Source organism: Lysinibacillus sp. NPDC056185 (genome assembly GCF_047737915.1).
Classification (GTDB): Bacteria; Bacillota; Bacilli; order Bacillales_A; family Planococcaceae; genus Lysinibacillus.
Genome location: NZ_JBLLLQ010000001.1, coordinates 81,760 through 100,859, shown reverse-complemented (window position 1 = coordinate 100,859; position 19,100 = coordinate 81,760). Strand labels below are relative to the sequence as shown.

The following is a 19,100-nucleotide window of genomic DNA, read 5'->3' as shown; positions in this document are numbered from 1 at the left end:
GTTTGAATGCAAGTGCAGTGAAGGACTTACTTATACATTAGAGTAGAAATAGATTATTGTGATGAACCATTTGTCGAAACTTTACAGCGAGAAAATAATATAATGATGTGATAGAAAAATGCATGTGTAATGAAAAGGAGGTTAAGTATGGCATTTTATTTTCTTATATATTGGCATTTTCTGCTGATGGTTATGGTGATTATGATAGTTGCAGGAATTGTCACTTTTTTATTCCCAAAGTTTCCATCTATCGTTGTATTGATCATTAGTGGTTTAATGGGCTTTGTGTATTCTATATGCATTGATTTTAAGGATGGTATTTACTTTTTTATTAGTATAAATGTTGTTGTTGCTTCTATACCCATCTTGTTAATTAGATATTTGCTATTTTTGAAAAGAAAAGCTGAAGAAATGGAAGTGGAATAAAGCTAGTAAAGTTTATTTTTTTTGAAAATTCCCTTATTTGCCCTTGGATTTTTAGTATAATAATTAAAATTAAAGGTTCATCACCAAAAGGTGGGGATGACGTTTGTTAAAACCTATATCAACCGTATGCAGGTATGATGATAGTCAAATAAATAAATGGGGGAATATGCGTGAAAACAATTGGCATGATTGGCGGTATGAGCTGGGAGTCTTCGGTAGAGTATTATCGTCTGATGAATGAAGAGGTAAAGCAACAATTAGGTGGCTTACATTCAGCAAAATGTATTTTGTATAGTGTAGATTTTCAAGAAATCGAGCATTATCAAGCTGAAGGAGCATGGGAAAAGGCTGGGCAAGTTCTTGCAGAGGCAGCGCAATCTTTAGAAAGTGCAGGGGCAGATTTTATTGTTATTTGTACAAATACAATGCACAAGGTTATTGATATCATAACGGCAAAGATCACCATTCCAATTTTACATATAGCTGATGCGACAGCAAATCAAATAGAAAAAGCTAGTTTACAGAAAGTTGCCCTTCTTGGGACAAAGTACACGATGGAGCAAGATTTCTATAGAGCAAGAGTAGAGGGTTTTGGCATTGAAGTGCTTGTTCCGATTGCTGAGGAGCGCGCTGAGGTCAATCGTATCATCTATGAAGAATTATGCTTGGGTCGAATTGAACAAGCATCGAAGGACTATTATTTACAGGTGATTGGAAACCTTGTTCAATCTGGAGCACAGGGAATTATATTAGGTTGTACAGAGATTGGATTACTTATTAAACAAGAAGATGTGAACGTACCTGTTTTTGATACAACAGTTTTACATGCACAGGCTGCTGTAAATATGGCGATTCATAAGGAGGACTAATATGCCAAAAAAAGTACGAGAAATGGGGATCGTCGTTGGCACGTTATCAACTGGTGAGAAAAATTGTATTACTGATGTAGCTGGCGTGCGTGTAGGTCATATAACGCTTGATGAGAAAATGAATCAAGACGGCGCTTATGCTTGTACAGGAGTAACTGCAATTTTACCGCATGAAGGCAATTTATTTCAGCAAAAAGTTACTGCTGCAAGCTATGTGTTAAATGGTTTTGGAAAAACGACAGGGCTCGTGCAGGTGAATGAGCTTGGGGTTATTGAATCACCAATTATGTTAACGAATACATTTGGCGTTCCAGCAGTCACACAGGGAACGCTGCAATTTATGCTAGATACGAATAGTGAAATAGGTCATTCAACAGGAACTATTAATATCGTTGTTGGGGAATGTAACGATAGTTATTTAAATTCCATTCGAGAATGTCCAATCACACCTGAGCATGCTTTGGAAGCGATTCGTAAAGCATCAACTGAAACTGCAGAGGAAGGGGCAGTTGGTGCGGGAAAAGGAATGATGTGCTTTGGCTATAAAGGTGGGATTGGCTCATCTTCCCGAATCGTGACACATGGGTCAACGAACTATACGGTAGGCTGTATGGTCCTTAGTAATTTCGGGCAAAGCTCTGAGTTTTTAGCACACCAATATCTTTCTTCTAACGGTCAAAGCGAATCGACATTATCTCCAACAGATGGCTCCATTATCATCGTACTTGCCACAGATGCTCCGCTTAGTAGTCGTCAACTGACACGAGTCATTAAACGTTGTGGTATTGGACTAGGGCGTACAGGAAGTCATTTTTCACATGGCAGCGGTGATATTGTCATTGGCTTTACAACAGCACATCATATCGCCCATCAATCAGATCAGCTTGTCGAAACACGGACACAACTACGTGAGGATCATCCTATCATGAATCAATTATTTGCAGCAGCTGCAGAAGCAACAGAGGAAGCCATTTTAAATTCACTTTCACAGGCACAGACTACAATTGGTCGAAATGGACATAAGGTTGAAGCATATCAATTTTAACTGGGGATGTGAAAATATCATTACACATAAATTATTAGATGAAATTGTAAAGCATATTAATTTTAGCCCTTTACTACCGAATGATAAACAAATACAAAATATCTATAATTTTTCATTGCGCCCGGAAACAAAAGATGATCGTAGTTCTCTTTACTTTTATGCAAAACTTCAGAATGGAATTATTCGAGTAAAACAATTTTTCTATGATTGGGCTTGGCCTTTTATTTATGCAGATACAAATTTAGTTAAACAAGGTAATCCTTTTATCATTAATAATAGAGTAGGTTTTGTTGGAATTGATTATAAAAATAACAAGGCTTTAAGCTATTCTGTAGGATTTACAACTGTGGAGATATCTGTTTTTGAAGGTGATGCTACGGATGATGAGATAATAGAATACCTTGCAAATTTAATGGTGATAAACCTGGATTTGGCAAAAAAATCATTTGCTACTGCAAGTTATACAGCTAGATATGATCAAGGAAAATGGGGAGAAGATGAAGTAACGAGGGTAAAATGGTTTAAACCAGAAACAATTAATTTGAAAAACTCTTTCTCAGAGACATTGCTAGATTATAAGCTAGATTCGGTTGGGATTGGTAAAGAAACGAATGAAGTTCAATTACTATATCGACAAAAAGTAAACCTTACAGATGGGTGTTGGATATCAATAGCACCGCATACTTTAGAACAGGATTTACCGAAAACTTTAGGAAGAAATATTGGAATTCGTCAAAAATGGAGATTTAGATTATTGAAAATTCCATATGAAAATAGAAAAATTGAAGTATATTATGGAGTTCAAGAAACTAAATATCCAGCAAGATGGTTCTGGTTTAGCTTTGATAATAAAATTATTCAATGTCATATTCGTTCTTCAGTATATGAAACCTCATCTTTAGTACGTGAAATATTAATAAAAATACTATTTACTTGGCAATTGGACTGTAACGTAATTTCGAAATAATTAGAAGAATTTACCTCCATTTTGATTAATATCAAAATGGAGGTTTTTTTATAACCGAATAAGTCTGAGTTCAATTCGTCATTTTTTATTAAGTTTCGGTAATCTTCTATCCTCTCCGTGAATAAAATTCCTAAATAGGTGAAGAAATATTGTTTTTCGACTTCTTGCATCAATTATTTGGCGGATATTGTTTGAAAAACAGAAAATAGCTAGTACTCTGTAATATTTCTTTTTTTATCTAGTCAATAAATATAATGTATGATACATTCATTAAAAACTGAATTATCCAAAAATTTTATCGAAATTTGAAATTGGAGGTGTGTACTATACATGACGCTGTTTTTTATCCTATTGAAGTAAATAAAACTTCAATGGGGGACTCAACGCCGGTAATTCGCGAAAATGGCGAGCCATTCATTCAAATCGGAGAAGAACATTCGAGGATTTTTATTAAACCAATTTACTATCATCAAAAAATACCAAACAGTTTACAAGCAATTTATTTACGACAGAGTGTGTATGAACGATTAACACAAGCGCTGTTATTATTGTCTAAAAATTATAGCCTTATCTTATATGATGGCTATCGTCCGTTCCAAGTGCAGCAATTTTTGTTTAAGAGTTTTTCAAAACAAATCGCACAGCGTTTTCCCCATTTTACTGAGCAAGAGGTTGTAAAAGAAACGCGAAAGTATGTTGCGTTTCCTAGCATTGGTCATGCTCATTTTGCCCCTCATTTAACAGGTGGAGCGATTGATGTGACGCTAGGAGATTTAGAAGGTAATGCTTTAAATTTAGGTACCGCATTTGATGAAATCAGTGAAAAGTCTGCGACACGCTATTTTGAACAACATCCAGAGGAAGATTGGGAAGCCTGTGTTCATCGACGTCTTCTATATAACTGTATGACAATGGTTGGGTTTACAAATTATTCAGAGGAATGGTGGCATTACGATTTTAATAATGTTTCATGGGCAAGACGTGTTGGGGCGCAAGAAGCTAGTTATGGAGCTGTGGAAGCAATGATCCAAGACAATAAAGTAAAGGAGTTTCGATTTCTATGAAGGTCTATATTAGTGCAGATATTGAAGGGATTACTGGCACAACAGCTTGGAGCGAGACGGAGCTAAATGCGCCAGATTATCAGTTTTTCCAAAAGCAAATGACAAAGGAAGTAGAAGCCGCTATAGAGGGGGCTATTCTTGGTGGAGCAACCGAAATTTTATTAAAGGATGCTCATGATTCAGCACGTAATCTTGATATTTCTAATTTGCCAGTAAACTGCAAGGTCATTCGTGGGTGGACGTATGACCCGATGTGTATGGTTGCGGGACTTGATAAGAGCTTTGATCGCGCTATTTTTATTGGCTATCACAGTAAAGGAGGAAGTGCGCGTAATCCTTTAGCACATACGCTATGTGTTTTTGCCGATGTGAAAATAAATGGTGAATATGCAAGTGAATTTTTAATTAATACGTACGCGGCTGCTTTACACGGTGTTCCCGTTTCGTTTGTTAGTGGAGATGTGGGATTAACAGAGGAAATTCAATCTATCAATAATAACATCATCACATTTGCCACGAAAGAAGGGATAGGAAATGCGACTATTAGCGTGAGTCCACAACTGACGATTAAAGAAACGAAGCGACTTGTTGAGGACTCGATGAAGGTGGCACGTGAAGATTTACAAGTGACATTACCGGAGCACTTTGTAGTGGAAATCATTTATCGTGATCATACACGAGCATATCGAAATTCTTTCTATCCGAATGCTACGTTTAAACCACATAATACAGTGGAATTCGTAACGGATGATTTTTATGAGGTGCTTCGACTTTTACAGTTCTTAACATAAGTAACTTAAAGGTAGGTGAATGGATGAAAATTAAAAATATTGTCGTGGGGAAGGTGGAGGCCCCGCTTATAACACCGTTTAAAACAGCACTGAGAACAGTGCATAACATTCACAATATTGCCGTCTATGTTCACACTGATGATGGGCAAATAGGCATTGGTGAAGCGGCACCGACTGCAGCCATTACTGGTGAAACACTCGGGTCTATTTCGCACGCTATAGAAGAGTATATAAAGCCAGCCATTATTGGGATGGATATTGAAGAATTGACAGAAATCATGGAGCGAATTGACAGCAGTATTTATCAAAACACAAGTGCAAAAGCTGCGATAGATATGGCGATTTATGATTTATTTGCTAAGCACTATCAAACACCTCTGTATAAATTATTAGGGGGCTTTCGGAAAGAATTAATAACAGATATTACGATAAGTGTAAATGATTCTGAAGAAATGGTGAAGGATAGTATTGCCGCTGTACAACGAGGTTTTCAAATTTTAAAAATCAAGGTGGGGAAAGATCCAGGAGGTGATGTAAAGCGAGTTGTTGCCATTCGTGAAGCAGTTGGACACGCCATAACATTGCGAGTTGACGCGAATCAGGGCTGGACACCGAAGCAAGCTGTACAAATTATTAGTGCACTGGAAGATGCAGGTGCAAATGTTGAATTGGTGGAGCAGCCTGTTCATTGCCATGATTTAGTAGGAATGCAATTCGTAACGGCTAATACATTGACAAATATTTTGGCAGATGAAAGTGTTTTCTCTGCAAAAGATGCCTATGAAATTATCGAAAAGCGAGCTGCAGATTTGATTAATATTAAGCTCATGAAAACAGGAGGCATTTATCAAGCACAAAAAATTTGCCACATTGCGGAGGCAAATGACATACCATGTATGATTGGCTGTATGCTTGAGACAAAAATTAGCGTAAGTGCCGCTGCACATTTTGCCGCATCACAGAAAAATATCACGATGGTAGATTTAGACGGTCCTAGTTTATGTTTGAAAGATCCTATTGATGGTGGTCCAATATTTGAAAATGATCGAATTAGGATGACGGATGCAGTTGGAATAGGATTTTCATAATAAAGTGTTGCTTTAATCAGGGCGGGGGTTCGTCACCCTTACTGACTGTAAATAGAACAAATCTGGCTTTATGGATAGTTGATCTCTCACTTTTTTTTTCGCTATAGTTGGGTTTTTAACTGTCACTTTATGTAGATAACTAAGATTACTAGGGGGATGCTTATGATGAAAAGGTATTGGTTGCTTTTCGTGTGTCTTGTTGTAATGCTTTGTGCAGCCTGTAGCGATGATTCTTCAAGTGAAAAAAAATCAGAGTATCGCGTGGTTTATTCAGGGGAAATAAAAACGTTAAATTACTTAAAGACCTCTGAAACGAATGAGTTTGCTATGGCTGCGAACTTGGTCGATGGATTAATTGAGTATGATAAGTATGGTGTTGTACAACCAAGCATAGCCAAAGAATGGTCATCAAATGACGATGCTACAGTTTGGACGTTCAAGCTACGTGACGATGCAAAATGGGTTACTCATGATGGGAAAGAGTATGCGGATGTTGTTGCTCAAGATTTTGTAGATGGCTTACATTATGTACTTGATGCAAAAAATGAATCATCAACAGCTTGGATTGCTACGGTCGTAAAAAATGGGGAAGCCTTCTATAACGGTGATATGACAGATTTTACGAAGGTTGGCATAAAGGCAATAGATGAACATACAGTAGAATATACTTTAGAAAAGCCAACACCTTACTTCCTATCTATGTTGAACTATGTCTGTTTCTTCCCTGTTAATGGTAAGTTTATAGCGGAAAAAGGTGATAGTTTCGGTACAACTAATGATAATTTCCTTTATAACGGATCTTACATTTTAGATAAATTTGAACCGCAAAATGAGCGAGTACTTGTGAAAAATGATAAGTATTGGGATAAAAACAATGTTCTGATTGATCGTATTCGTTATAAATACAATAAAGAAGCGGCTACAGTTGAACCTGAATTATTTTTACGAGGAGAAGTCGATTCAGCGATTATTCCAACTTCTATTATTGATGAGTGGTTTAAAGATGAAAAGAAAAAATCACAAATTCGTCAAACACAAAATAACTTCTATACGTATTTCTATGCATTAAACTTTAACCCGCAATTTGATGCAGAATATGAGCCTGATAATTGGAAGAAAGCGGTCAATAATAAAGATTTCCGAAAATCATTGTTCCATGCATTCGACCGTGAATCTGCAATGCTAACTTTAGAACCTTATAATCCAAAAGATTTGCTTAGCAACACGATTACTCCGAAAAACTTTGTCAATGTAGAGGGGGTTGACTATACACAGTTAGCACCATTAGCTGATATTACAAAGAACGATTCCTTCAACAAAGAGAAGGCATTGGAATACAAGGAAAAAGCGAAAAAAGCGCTAGAAGGAAAAGTAACTTTCCCAGTAAAAGTGTTGATGCCTTATAACTCCGGTATGCCAGATTGGGCAAATCGTTCACAAGTAGTGAAACAGCAGATTGAAAGATTATTAGGTACTGATTATGTGGATATTATCATAGAGGCCGGACCATCTACAGGCTTTTTATCAGAGGTTCGTAAACCTGGTAAATTTGCATTGCTCGAAGCAAACTGGGGTCCAGACTATGCCGACCCATCAACGTATACGGATCCATTCACTGCAGAAGGTACTTATAATAAACCGGAGCTAGCTGAAGGCTATACCGAAGCAAACGGAAAATCAAAATATCAAAGCTTAGTGGACGAAGCAAATGCGACGATTGATACAGCAAAACGTTACGAACTGTTTGCCAAAGCGGAAGCTTTTTTAATTGATGAGGCATTTGTTATTCCTTATTCAGTAGGGGGTAGCGGCTATGTTGCTTCTAAATTAAATCCATTTGAAGGTCAATATTCTCCATTTGGTGTGACTTCCGAGAAATTTAAAGGTCAGCAAATTTTAGACAAACCAATGAGTAACGATGAGTTTAAAGCAGCTTTAGCGAAGTGGGAGCAAGAACGTGCGGATGCGTTAGCTAAAGCAGCGAAATGATAGTTGAAACAATCGGGCATTAGGGCAGTTAATGCTGGAATAAATATTAGGATCATTGCTACATTCAAGAAACAGTCAAAAGCGGTGAGTATTGATGAAGGAGATACCGAAAAAACAAGTCGGCATCTCCTTCTGTCTTTCTGAAGAAGGAGGATGAAATGATGCTGAGGTATATAGGGAAACGTTTATTACAATCAGTTTTAACACTATTTATTATTATTACGATTGTTTTTTCATTACTACGTTTAATGCCAGAAGAAGGTTATTTAGGAGCAGCAGCGAATAAAATGTCACCTGCACAACAAGAAATATATTTAACGAATTTAGGTTTGCGTGACCCGTTACTTGTACAATTGGGGAATTTTTACGCTAAGCTGTTTCATGGTGATTTAGGTAAATCCGTTACATATCGGACAGATGTACCAGTCGTTACGATTATTGCAGATAAGATCATGTATTCCTTGCTATTTGGTTTAGGTGCAGTTGTGCTATCTCTTCTAATTGGAGTTCCGCTCGGCATATTGATGGCCCAGATGAAGGGACGTTGGCTAGACCGCTTAGGGACTGGCTATATTGTCATTGTCGTTGCAGTGCCAGCCGCCGTCTATTATTTAGTCATTCAAATGTATATTACAGAAATTTTTCATTTACCAATGCTTTTTGATGAGTACAATCCTATTACTTGGATTTTACCACTGATTTCAATGGCGTTAGCACCGACTGCTTCCTATGCCATGTGGATGCGTCGTTACATGGTGGATGAACTAAACAAAGATTATATTAAGCTAGCGAGAGCAAAAGGGGTTAAAGAGCGTACATTAATGTTTAAACATGTACTACGAAACGCTTTTATTCCGATGGCACAGTATTTACCAGCAACTATTCTTTTTACCATTACAGGTTCCATCTACATTGAATCCTTATATTCCATTCCTGGTATGGGGGGCTTACTCGTAGATGCTATACAGCGACAAGATAATACGATTGTACAAGGCTTAGTGCTTGTGTTCTCTTCACTTGGAATTATCGGACTAATTTTAGGTGATATTGCAATGGCCCTTGTTGATCCGCGCATTAAATTAGGGAAAGGGGAGAGTGTACGTTAATGGGAATGTATTCAGAAGAAATAAACAATATCTCAAACAAATCACGTGAAACATTGTTCGATTTTGCGGAAGTAGATGAACGTCAAGCTGAAGAAACAGCCTATTCTAATTATTCCTATTGGCGTTCAACGTGGAAATCCTTTTTGAAAAATCGCATCGCTGTCTTTTTATTAGTTGGCGTGCTAATTATCGTAGCTTTTACCATTTTACAGCCGTATTTACCAGCGCAAAAATCACCAACTGAAATATATTTAGATGAGCAGACAGGTTTCCAAGCGCGTAATGTTGCACCAAACGCTGAATTTTGGTTTGGGACAAATTCCATTGGGCAGGATTTATGGTCACGTATTTGGGCAGGGACAAGGACCTCGTTATTTATCGGCTGTGTGGTTGCTTTAGTAGAGGCTATCGTCGGTATTACGATAGGTACGCTTTGGGGCTTTTCACGGAAATTAGAGGTGCCTATCACACAGCTTTACAACGTCGTGGATAACATACCGACAACGATTGTACTTATTTTAATGTCCTATATTTTGCGCCCAAGTATTTCAACCATTATTATTGCCATGTGTATTACGGGCTGGGTAGAAATGGCAAGATTTATACGCAATCAAATTGTTATTTTGCGTGATCGTGAGTATAACTTAGCCTCAAAATGTTTAGGAACACCTGATTATCGAATTATTTTAAAAAACCTATTACCCTATCTCATTTCCGTCATTATGTTACGAATGAGTCTAGCCATCCCATTTGCTATTGGCTCAGAAGTATTTTTAACATATATCGGATTAGGACTACCGATTAGTGAGCCGTCTTTAGGAAATTTAATTAATGAAGGACGAGTACTCATGATGTCTCCAGAATTAAGATATCAGCTCATTTTCCCAAGTATTGTATTAAGTATCATTACAATTGCATTTTATATTATAGGAAATTCATTTGCAGACGCAGCAGATCCGAAAAATCACGTATAAGGGGGATGATGGAAATGACACAAAATAAATCACCTATTTTAACCATCCAAAACCTTGTCATAAAATTTACACTTCGTGGCAGAGTACTAACGGCCATTCGTAATATTTCCCTTGATTTATACAAAGGTGAAAGTCTAGCAATCGTTGGCGAGTCAGGTTCAGGAAAATCTGTTCTAATGAAATCAATCATGGGCTTGCTCGATAAAAATGGCTACATCGATCAGGGGGAAATTATCTACAAAGATCGGGATTTAGCGCAGTTTAAAACCGAGCGGGAGTGGCTAAGCATTCGTGGAAAAGAAGTGGCAATGGTTACACAGGATCCAATGACATCATTAAATCCACTGAAAACGATTGGTAAGCAAATTGAGGAATGTGTTATTTTACATCAGAATTTAAAGGGCAAGGCAGCATACGAAGAAACTTTAAAATTGTTAAAAGATGTTGGCATTCACGATGTTGAAAAGCGTTATAAGCAATATCCTCACGAATTTTCAGGTGGCATGCGTCAACGAATTGTAATAGCTATTGCGCTAGCGTGTAAGCCTAAGATCTTAATATGTGATGAGCCGACAACTGCATTAGACGTAACAATTCAAGCACAAATTTTGCAACTTTTAAAAAATCTACAACAAAAATATGGACTAACGACCGTTTATATAACGCATGATTTAGGCGTTGTAGCGAAGGTTGCTGACCGTATTGCAGTGATGTATGCAGGTGATGTCATCGAAATAGGGAAGACGCATGAAATTTTCTTTAATGGCAAGCATCCTTATACATGGGCACTCATTTCTTCTTTACCGCAACTAGGCTCAAAAGGGCAGCAGCTTTATTCTATCAAGGGTACTCCACCAAATCTTTTTCAAGAAATTAAAGGAGATGCCTTTGCTCCTCGCAATCAATATGCGTTAAAGATTGATTTTGTGGAACGTCCACCATTTTTTCAGGTCAGTGACACGCATTATGCTCGTACATGGCTATTAGATCCACTTGCGCCGAAAGTAGAGCCTCCTGAAGCGCTACAAGCCTTTTTCGAAGAAGGGAGACGATACGCGCATGAGTCATAAAGAAGTATTAGTTGAGGTGAAAAATTTAAAGGTTGTTTTTGGGAAAGGTAAACATAAATTTATAGCGATTGATGATGTCAGCTTCGATATTTTTAAAGGTGAAACATTTGGTTTAGTAGGTGAATCAGGCTCTGGAAAAACAACAATCGGCAGAGCTATTATGCGTATCAATGAAGTCACTGAAGGACAAATACTGTATCACGGTAAAAAACTAAATGGCAAAATATCGAAAGAGTGGGATCGAGAAATTACACAGAAAATCCAAATGATTTTTCAAGATCCTATGGCTTCGCTAAATGAACGCGCAAAGGTAGACTATATTATTTCAGAGGGACTTATTAATACAAAAAACTTTAAAAATGAGGCTGAGCGTCAACAGAAGGTACGCAATGCCTTATTAAATGTAGGATTATTACCGGAGTTTTCTAGTCGCTTCCCACATGAATTTTCAGGAGGGCAGCGTCAGCGTATCGGCATTGCGCGTGCACTTGTAATGGAGCCAGAGTTTATTATTGCGGACGAACCAATTTCAGCATTAGACGTATCCATTCGTGCACAAGTATTAAATTTACTAGCAAACCTACAGCAGCAAAATGATTTAACCTATTTATTCATAGCGCATGACTTATCTGTAGTCCGATTTATTACGGACCGAACAGCTGTTATTTATAAAGGGAACATTGTTGAGCTAGCAGAGACAGAAAAGCTGTTTGCTAATCCCCTTCATCCTTATACAAGGGCGTTATTATCGGCAGTACCGGAGCCAAATCCTTATAAGGAGCGTGATAAAGTCGTAGAAATCTATGATCCGTCACAGCATAACTATGATATTCAGCCACCATCATTTACCGAAATAGAAGAAGGTCATTTTGTATTGGCTAATGAAGAGGAATTGGAGAAATATCGAACTTCACTAAAAATGGAGGTAAGTAAATGATTCGTCCAAAGGCATTAAAAAAAGGTGACACAATTGGTCTAATAAGTGCTTCGGGTGCAACCCCAACTGAAAAATTTCTCCCAGCCGTTCAAAGTATTGAAAAGCTAGGTTTTAATGTTGTAGCTGGGGAAACATGTCGGGCAAGGCATGGCTACTTAGCGGGCTCTGATGAATTAAGAGCTTCTGAAGTTAATCAAATGTTTAGGGACTCTAATATTGACGGCATCTTCTGCATACGTGGAGGTTACGGGGCGACGAAAATTTTACCGCTTCTGGATTTCGATATGATAAAGGCCAACCCAAAAGTATTTGCTGGCTATAGCGATGTAACGGCATTACATATCGCTTTTAACCAACAATGTGGCTTCGTCACGTATCATACACCAATGCCCTCTACAGAATTTATTCGGCCGGAGATGGATCAGTATACTTGGAAATCCTTTATCGAAAGTGTGACAGCAACAGAACGTACGGACTATTGTCTAGTAAATCCACCTGGACGTACAATGACGACGCTTGTAGCTGGAAAAGCGACAGGGCCACTTATTGGAGGGAACTTAACACTGGTGACGGCTTCTCTTGGGACACCTTATGAAATAGATACAAGGGGCAAAATTTTATTTTTAGAGGATGTAGATGAGAGTGAGCAACGTGTTGATCGGATGCTTACACAGCTAAAATTGGCAGGCAAACTAGATGAAGTGGCAGGTATCTTATTAGGAGCTTGGACAAATTGTGGTCCTGAAAATCCAAAACATCCCGAACACAGCCTATCACTACAAACAATTTTTCAAGAAATTTTAGGTCCACTTAATATACCTATCATTAAGGGCATTACTTGCGGTCACTGTTTACCAACGATGTCCCTGCCATTAGGCCGAACGATCACAATGGACACGGAGAATCAGTTGATAAAAGTCATAGAGTAGGTGTGAAATATGAAGCAAACGATTACACACATTCTTCAAAAAGCTCCCTATAAAGTGCATATGTTTGTGAAAGATTGTAAGACTGAGCATTTTTTCATTAGCGAAAAACTAGAAGACACATTTTCCAGTGCAAGTTTAATTAAGGTGCCTATATTGCTTGCTGTTCTAAATTATGTAGAAAGCAACAACCTATCATTAGAGCAAGAGATTAAGATAGCACCCGAAGAATGGGTTGATTTTAGTGTTATTAGTGAACAGCGTCTAGAGCAAAGTACTATATATGAGCTTTTAGTTTGGATGATTATTACGAGTGATAATACAGCAACAAATGTATTAATCGATTATCTAGGGATGGAGGCACTCAATCAATATTGTCGTAAAATTGGGCTGCTGCAAACTACCATTCAACGAAAAATGATGGATTTCGAAGGGCTAGCAAAAGGCTTTGATAATACAACGACGGCAAGAGATATGGCACTGCTATTTTCAAGAATTTACCGCGGGGACTTGTTATCATCAGCATTTAGTGAGCTAACGATAGATATTTTATGTCGTCAACGTGTACACGAATCACTAAAGCGTTATTTAGTAGATGATGTGAAACTTGCTCATAAAACAGGTGGTCTTGATACGGTAGATCATGATGTTGGGATTGTCTACAGCAACTCGGGGGATTATCTTATTGGCGTTTTCATAACAGAGGTTACTAATAATGATCAAGCGAGACAGCTAATTGGTCGTCTTTCCAAAGTTGTTTACGATTACTTGGTGAAGCGGAAGGAGATGATAGAATGAATGCCATTGTGACGTCAATGATTGCAAATTTACATGCAAAGCCAGATGCGGCCTCAGAATTAGTGGATGAGGTACTATTCGGAATGACGGTTCAAATCACGGAAGAAATAGACGAGAGCTGGGTACGCATAGAAACTGCTTATCGCTATGGAGGTTATTGCCAAAAGGATAACCTATTAATTGATGAAGCCAAAACGGATACTTGGTTACAAGAAGCAAATCATTTTATTAGCCAAAGTTTCGCCGATGTTTTGCAGGAGCCTCGAATCCAGAGTAGCAAAATGATGACAATCGTTAAAGGCTCAATCATCTGTTCGATAGCTATTGATGAGCTAGATCCTGAATGGGCAGCAGTGCAATTAGTATCGGGCAAGATCGGTTATGTACGTAGGCAATGGCTACAAGAAAAAATTCCAGAAAACAGCTTATCTGAGCAACTATTACGAGAAAATGTTGTTCAAACGGCGCTTAGCTATTTAGCAACACCCTATCGCTGGGGAGGTAAATCGCCGCTAGGTATTGATTGCTCAGGTCTATGTTCGATGGCATATATGCTAAACGGGGTAAATATTTATCGCGATGCCAAAATCGTTGAAGGATTTCCTATCAAGGAAATATCTCTAGAGCACATAAAAAAGGGAGACTTATTATACTTCCCAGGACATATGGCTTTATATATAGGCGACAACCTTTATGTACATTCATCACTTGGCGGGAACGAAGTTAATATAAACAGTCTGGACGAACAGCATCAGCAATATCGACAAGATTTGGCAACATCTATTACCGCTGTTGGTAGCTTGTTCTATGGCGAAAGCAAAGGAACAACTAGCATTACCCCAAGGTTAAATTGATATAAGTTGATTGGAGTGGAGACTGGACGACGCCCCCAGGAAAGCGCCCTGTCGGAACAGAAATCAACCACACGTTATGGTGTTAAGCATGAAAAGTTTAGAGAAGCTTGACTTGGCTTCTCTTTTTTAATTTTTGAGATGAATCGGGAAATAAAAAAATCTCCATGTCAAATTTATACATGGAGATTTTTTGCATTAATATTTATAAATATTTAATTGTTGACCGGCTTCAAGTCTATCAGATCGAAGCTGATTCCATTGTTTAATGGATGTAACTTTAACATTATGAGCCTCTGCAATATGCATAAGAGAGTCACCGTCAGCTACGGTAATTGTTTTTTTATCTTTGACTGGACTGTCATACTGTTGTAAATCATACTTTGCTATCACGGCATTAAGCTTTTCATTGTATTGTGAATCTGTTGCATAGGAGCCTGTTAAAAACTTCGTAGCATCTGTATAGGACTTTGCATTGCTTTTAAAAACTCCTGCATAGAAATTTTTGTTCCAGGAAACCCCATTACGCATTAATTTCACATAATCTTGTATGGAAGCTTCATAGGAAGGGTATTTACGAAATGCAGCCATCACCCTTGTCATATTACCTGAACCATCATCCTCAGATGTTTCCAATGTTACGGAGTTATTTTGGTAACTGCCTTTCATACCAAATAAATTGTTATTTGGTGCGGATCCAAGGCCACTTTGTCCATGCTCACTTTCTAACACCGCTTGCGCAATGATAACCGATGCATACAAGTCATTATCGGAACCTTGTTTCCGAGCAATTTCAGCAATAGAGCCAATAAACTCTTCTACACTAGGACTATTATCGACAACTACAGGCTCTTCAGTTTCATGAGTATTGAAAAATTGTGTCACCATAAAAAACGAAATACAGATAACAATAACAGTAATCAGAAGACCTTTGAAAAAATTCATGAAGTATTTCATTGTTCATTGATGTTGGTAGATTACCACATCTCCCTCCTTTCTTTTCAATAACGAGTTTCATATATTTCTCATTATACAGAGTCATAAATAGAAATAAAGACATGTATATTTTTTTATCTTCATTCAGCAAATTTTTTGCAAGCATAGAGTACATCATTCATAGAACGAAAAAAGCTTTCGTTTTGTTCCTCGATTACCAGCTATTTTTGAAATGAGAAGAAGTTTACAATAGTTCCATGAAAAAATAAAAAATGATATTATTAACCTTTCATAAGCTATTAATCTCGAAAGGAAGTCTTTATTGAATACTATTTTTAACGTTACTCAAAAACAATTATACGATTTTTTATTAAATATCGCGCCGGTTAGACCAGTTTTTATTTGGGGAGCTCCAGGTATTGGAAAGTCAGCGATTGTAGAAAATTTTGCAGCAGAATTAGGCATGAATTGTGTTTCTTTATTAGGCAGTCAACTGGCGCCAGAAGATATTATTGGTGTGCCTCAAATAAAGGACGGTTACAGCGTATTTTGTCCACCAAAAATGATTGCACGCAATGAACCATATTGTTTATTTTTAGATGAATTAAATGCTTGTTCACAAGAGGTTCAAAAAGCCTTTTATAGTTTGATTCATGATCGAAGAATCGGAGAATTTATACTACCAGAGGGAACAATTGTGATTGGTGCAGGAAACCGGGCACAAGATAGTGCCATCGTAAAGCCAATGTCATCAGCTTTAATCAACCGTATGGTTCACGTACAGCTAAGAGCATCTCATAAAGATTGGCTTGAATGGGCGTATGAACATGAAATTCATCCGTATGTCATCGAATATATTCAGATGCGCCCCGACCATTTATGGAGTGAGCCTCCTAAAACCGAGGAGCCCTTTTCAACACCGAGATCATGGCATATGCTCAGCGATTGCTTATATGCATATGGTAAGAGCCTACAAGAAAAAGATATTGAAATACTAGCAAGTAGTTGCCTTTCTCCACATGTTGCAGGTCAGTTTAAAGCATTTATTAAACAAGTTCAAAGTAAATACGATTTAGCCAAAATAATGAATGGTGAGTTGCGTTGGCCAGACCAACCTGAAGAAAGAGATCTGTTATATTTTATGGCCCAATCTTTCCGGGCACAGCTTATAAAGGAACTTCCAAAAGAAAATACAATGCTGAAGGGCAATCAAAGAGAACTGGCATTCCGTTCTAAGGATCTCATTAAAGAATTATCCTCAATAAGTCTAGAAATAGCTCAAATGGTTGTCTCTGAGCAAAAAGGTGAGGTATTACCTGCATGGTTTATGCTTGAGGTTATAAGAGATTTACCACGTTTAGTAGCTAAAAAGGGTGATTAGCAAATGGCGAAAAAAAAGAGTAAATCGAATACTGAACATAAAAATGAAAAGAATATTGCTCGAGGAAAAGCGATCGTAAGCGAGCATCCTTTATTTGAAGCATTATTTGAAGCTGTTTATGTTCAGTACAAAGAAATGCCATTAAAAGATTGGGCGTATGTAACAAGCTCTGGCAATATATATATTAATAATGAGAAAAATGGCCAGCCAAATGAATGGGCTTATGTTATAGCTCATTGCTTATTGCATTTAGGTTTAAACCATAAGCAACAAAAAGAACATCAGGAACTTTGGAATATTGCCTGTGATTGTTACATTACAAAATTTCTTGCAGAATTAAAATTTGGGCAGGCACCACGAGAAATGAATGAACCTATTTTTGATTCTTTCGCCAATGAAGAGAAATTGTATGAAAGATTTATTAGAGATGGGGTTCCAGAACATTTAAGGAACTATAGTACATCACCAGGAGAAGCTGATTTTTTTATTTCTCAGGAAAAAAAAGAATACTACTTTTATAGAGGGAATAGCAATTTCTCTGTATTATTTGCGGAAGGATTATCCAGAGCAGTTCAAAGTGCCATTCGAGTAGCAGGAGGGGTAGACAGCTCTCTTTCTGGCTCTGCCATTAAAACACAAGCAGAGAAGGCTAAAGCTTGGTTTATGAGCTCATATCCACTTTTTGGTGCGCTTGCTTCTGATTTTAACATTATTGACGATCCACTTGTCTGTACAAGAATGGATATTTCTGTTGCTGCCATTTCGGTTGATACAAAGGAAATTTATATTAATTCCTCGGTACCTATGACGGATGAAGAAATGAGATTTTTAATAGCCCACGAACTTCTTCATGCGGGTTTAAGCCATGCTACTCGAAGACAAGGGCGTGATCCCTATTTGTGGAATGTTGCTTGTGATTATGTCATCAATGGCTGGCTTATTGAAATGAAAATTGGAGACATGCCAGAAATTGGAGGCTTATATGATCCAGAGCTGAAAGGGTTATCCACAGAATCCATCTACGATCGAATTGTGACGGACATCAGGATGTATCGAAAATTACGCACCTTTAGAGGGCAAGGGGCAGTGGATCTCATTGAAACAAAAAAACCAGACTTTTGGCAAGGGAAAGTGGGAATTGACCTTGATACCTTTTATAGAAGAGCCTTAAGTCAAGGATTAAGCTATCATATCTCTCAAGAACGAGGATATTTACCTCAAGGTTTAATTGAAGAAATTCGAAGTCTCTCCCAGCCGCCTATTGCATGGGATGTAGAGTTGGCGAAATGGTTTGATCGTATGTTTCAGCCTTTAGAAAAAATTAGAACCTACGCGCGTCCAAGTAGAAGACAAGCTTCAACACCTGATATTGCAAGGCCAAGATGGATTCAACAAAGTGGGGAAGAGGACGGACGTACTTTTGCGGTAATCATTGATACTTCTGGTTCGATGGATCGTGTATTATTAGGAAAAGCACTAGGAACAATTGCGAGCTATAGCATTGCAAGAGATGTTCCGTTAGTACGAGTCATATTTTGTGATGCAATCGCCTATGATGCTGGATACTTGCCACCTGAAGACCTTTTGACAAAAGTGAAAGTCAGAGGTAGAGGTGGAACCGTGTTACAGCCTGGAATTCGTTTGATTGAAGAAGCACCTGATTTCCCGAAAAATGGCCCGATTCTTATTATTACGGATGGGGAATGTGATCGGTTATCTATTAAAAGAGAGCATGCATTTGTCATCCCTCAAGGTGCAAAACTTCCTTTTGTACCTAAAGGTGAGGTTTTTAGAATGAAATAGAATCTTAAAAGAAAATCCATAATGATTTTAAAACAATCATTATGGATTTTTTTGAAAGAGGGGCTAGGTAGTTGATTGG

At 37.8% G+C, this 19,100-nt stretch carries 18 protein-coding genes; 17 read left to right on the top strand and 1 reads right to left on the bottom strand.

The genetic code is table 11. The features are described 5' to 3' along the window. Positions 1 to 147: 147 nt before the first annotated feature. The 15 genes from ACMZ42_RS00490 (at position 148) to ACMZ42_RS00420 (ending at position 14,904) form a co-directional block, all read left to right on the top strand. Complete coding sequence (locus tag ACMZ42_RS00490; RefSeq protein WP_415730189.1) at positions 148 to 426, top strand: hypothetical protein; 279 nt, start codon at positions 148 to 150, stop codon at positions 424 to 426. A 170-nt stretch (positions 427 to 596) separates the two neighbouring features. Then, the gene (locus ACMZ42_RS00485; protein WP_402869081.1) at positions 597 to 1,295 is read left to right on the top strand and encodes an aspartate/glutamate racemase family protein; all 699 of its coding nucleotides are present in this window, start codon (positions 597 to 599) and stop codon (positions 1,293 to 1,295) included. A 1-nt stretch (position 1,296) separates the two neighbouring features. Further along, the gene (locus tag ACMZ42_RS00480) at positions 1,297 to 2,340 is read left to right on the top strand and encodes a P1 family peptidase (RefSeq protein ID WP_415730188.1); all 1,044 of its coding nucleotides are present in this window, start codon (positions 1,297 to 1,299) and stop codon (positions 2,338 to 2,340) included. After that, positions 2,321 to 3,307, top strand: a complete 987-nt coding sequence (locus ACMZ42_RS00475) for a hypothetical protein (protein WP_415730187.1) — start codon at positions 2,321 to 2,323, stop codon at positions 3,305 to 3,307. The genes ACMZ42_RS00480 and ACMZ42_RS00475 overlap by 20 nt, the downstream gene beginning before the upstream one ends. A gap of 371 nt (positions 3,308 to 3,678) precedes the next feature. Continuing rightward, positions 3,679 to 4,371, top strand: coding sequence for a M15 family metallopeptidase (locus ACMZ42_RS00470; RefSeq protein WP_402869086.1), 693 nt, complete (start codon positions 3,679 to 3,681; stop codon positions 4,369 to 4,371). Beyond that, the gene (locus ACMZ42_RS00465) at positions 4,368 to 5,162 is read left to right on the top strand and encodes a M55 family metallopeptidase (protein WP_415730186.1); all 795 of its coding nucleotides are present in this window, start codon (positions 4,368 to 4,370) and stop codon (positions 5,160 to 5,162) included. Before ACMZ42_RS00470 ends, ACMZ42_RS00465 begins: the two co-directional genes overlap by 4 nt. 23 nt (positions 5,163 to 5,185) lie before the next feature. Further along, a complete protein-coding gene (locus ACMZ42_RS00460; protein ID WP_415730185.1) occupies positions 5,186 to 6,250 on the top strand; it encodes a dipeptide epimerase in 1,065 nt (354 codons plus the stop codon). Between the two features lie 165 nt (positions 6,251 to 6,415). Next, positions 6,416 to 8,239, top strand: a complete 1,824-nt coding sequence (locus tag ACMZ42_RS00455; RefSeq protein ID WP_415730424.1) for a peptide ABC transporter substrate-binding protein — start codon at positions 6,416 to 6,418, stop codon at positions 8,237 to 8,239. A 161-nt stretch (positions 8,240 to 8,400) separates the two neighbouring features. Beyond that, entirely contained in the window at positions 8,401 to 9,345 is a 945-nt protein-coding gene (locus tag ACMZ42_RS00450) for an ABC transporter permease (RefSeq protein ID WP_402869093.1), read from the top strand. After that, entirely contained in the window at positions 9,345 to 10,319 is a 975-nt protein-coding gene (locus ACMZ42_RS00445; RefSeq protein ID WP_370077589.1) for an ABC transporter permease, read from the top strand. Before ACMZ42_RS00450 ends, ACMZ42_RS00445 begins: the two co-directional genes overlap by 1 nt. 14 nt (positions 10,320 to 10,333) lie before the next feature. Next, positions 10,334 to 11,389, top strand: a complete 1,056-nt coding sequence (locus ACMZ42_RS00440; protein ID WP_402869095.1) for an ABC transporter ATP-binding protein — start codon at positions 10,334 to 10,336, stop codon at positions 11,387 to 11,389. Beyond that, the gene (locus ACMZ42_RS00435) at positions 11,379 to 12,326 is read left to right on the top strand and encodes an ATP-binding cassette domain-containing protein (protein WP_402869097.1); all 948 of its coding nucleotides are present in this window, start codon (positions 11,379 to 11,381) and stop codon (positions 12,324 to 12,326) included. Before ACMZ42_RS00440 ends, ACMZ42_RS00435 begins: the two co-directional genes overlap by 11 nt. Further along, positions 12,323 to 13,255, top strand: a complete 933-nt coding sequence (locus tag ACMZ42_RS00430; RefSeq protein WP_415730184.1) for a S66 peptidase family protein — start codon at positions 12,323 to 12,325, stop codon at positions 13,253 to 13,255. The genes ACMZ42_RS00435 and ACMZ42_RS00430 overlap by 4 nt, the downstream gene beginning before the upstream one ends. Before the next feature lie 9 nt (positions 13,256 to 13,264). Beyond that, positions 13,265 to 14,050, top strand: coding sequence for a serine hydrolase (locus ACMZ42_RS00425; RefSeq protein WP_370077597.1), 786 nt, complete (start codon positions 13,265 to 13,267; stop codon positions 14,048 to 14,050). Then, entirely contained in the window at positions 14,047 to 14,904 is an 858-nt protein-coding gene (locus ACMZ42_RS00420; RefSeq protein WP_415730183.1) for a C40 family peptidase, read from the top strand. Before ACMZ42_RS00425 ends, ACMZ42_RS00420 begins: the two co-directional genes overlap by 4 nt. A 195-nt stretch (positions 14,905 to 15,099) precedes the next feature. Here the strand turns inward: ACMZ42_RS00420 and ACMZ42_RS00415 are convergent, their stop codons facing one another. Then, positions 15,100 to 15,846, bottom strand: coding sequence for a glucosaminidase domain-containing protein (locus ACMZ42_RS00415; protein ID WP_402869103.1), 747 nt, complete (start codon positions 15,844 to 15,846; stop codon positions 15,100 to 15,102). Between the two features lie 313 nt (positions 15,847 to 16,159). Between ACMZ42_RS00415 and ACMZ42_RS00410 the strand changes: the two genes are divergently transcribed. Then, complete coding sequence (locus ACMZ42_RS00410; protein ID WP_415730182.1) at positions 16,160 to 17,218, top strand: AAA family ATPase; 1,059 nt, start codon at positions 16,160 to 16,162, stop codon at positions 17,216 to 17,218. A gap of 3 nt (positions 17,219 to 17,221) precedes the next feature. Continuing rightward, the gene (locus ACMZ42_RS00405; RefSeq protein WP_415730181.1) at positions 17,222 to 19,021 is read left to right on the top strand and encodes a DUF2201 family putative metallopeptidase; all 1,800 of its coding nucleotides are present in this window, start codon (positions 17,222 to 17,224) and stop codon (positions 19,019 to 19,021) included. Positions 19,022 to 19,100 lie beyond the last annotated feature (79 nt).

Coding starts and splice junctions, on each gene's coding strand:
- ACMZ42_RS00490 (WP_415730189.1), top strand. CDS start 148: ATGGCATTTTATTTTCTTATATATTGGCATTTTCTGCTGATGGTTATG.
- ACMZ42_RS00480 (WP_415730188.1), top strand. CDS start 1,297: ATGCCAAAAAAAGTACGAGAAATGGGGATCGTCGTTGGCACGTTATCA.
- ACMZ42_RS00470 (WP_402869086.1), top strand. CDS start 3,679: ATGGGGGACTCAACGCCGGTAATTCGCGAAAATGGCGAGCCATTCATT.
- ACMZ42_RS00465 (WP_415730186.1), top strand. CDS start 4,368: ATGAAGGTCTATATTAGTGCAGATATTGAAGGGATTACTGGCACAACA.
- ACMZ42_RS00460 (WP_415730185.1), top strand. CDS start 5,186: ATGAAAATTAAAAATATTGTCGTGGGGAAGGTGGAGGCCCCGCTTATA.
- ACMZ42_RS00455 (WP_415730424.1), top strand. CDS start 6,416: ATGAAAAGGTATTGGTTGCTTTTCGTGTGTCTTGTTGTAATGCTTTGT.
- ACMZ42_RS00450 (WP_402869093.1), top strand. CDS start 8,401: ATGCTGAGGTATATAGGGAAACGTTTATTACAATCAGTTTTAACACTA.
- ACMZ42_RS00445 (WP_370077589.1), top strand. CDS start 9,345: ATGGGAATGTATTCAGAAGAAATAAACAATATCTCAAACAAATCACGT.
- ACMZ42_RS00440 (WP_402869095.1), top strand. CDS start 10,334: ATGACACAAAATAAATCACCTATTTTAACCATCCAAAACCTTGTCATA.
- ACMZ42_RS00435 (WP_402869097.1), top strand. CDS start 11,379: ATGAGTCATAAAGAAGTATTAGTTGAGGTGAAAAATTTAAAGGTTGTT.
- ACMZ42_RS00430 (WP_415730184.1), top strand. CDS start 12,323: ATGATTCGTCCAAAGGCATTAAAAAAAGGTGACACAATTGGTCTAATA.
- ACMZ42_RS00425 (WP_370077597.1), top strand. CDS start 13,265: ATGAAGCAAACGATTACACACATTCTTCAAAAAGCTCCCTATAAAGTG.
- ACMZ42_RS00420 (WP_415730183.1), top strand. CDS start 14,047: ATGAATGCCATTGTGACGTCAATGATTGCAAATTTACATGCAAAGCCA.
- ACMZ42_RS00415 (WP_402869103.1), bottom strand. CDS start 15,846: ATGAATTTTTTCAAAGGTCTTCTGATTACTGTTATTGTTATCTGTATT.
- ACMZ42_RS00405 (WP_415730181.1), top strand. CDS start 17,222: ATGGCGAAAAAAAAGAGTAAATCGAATACTGAACATAAAAATGAAAAG.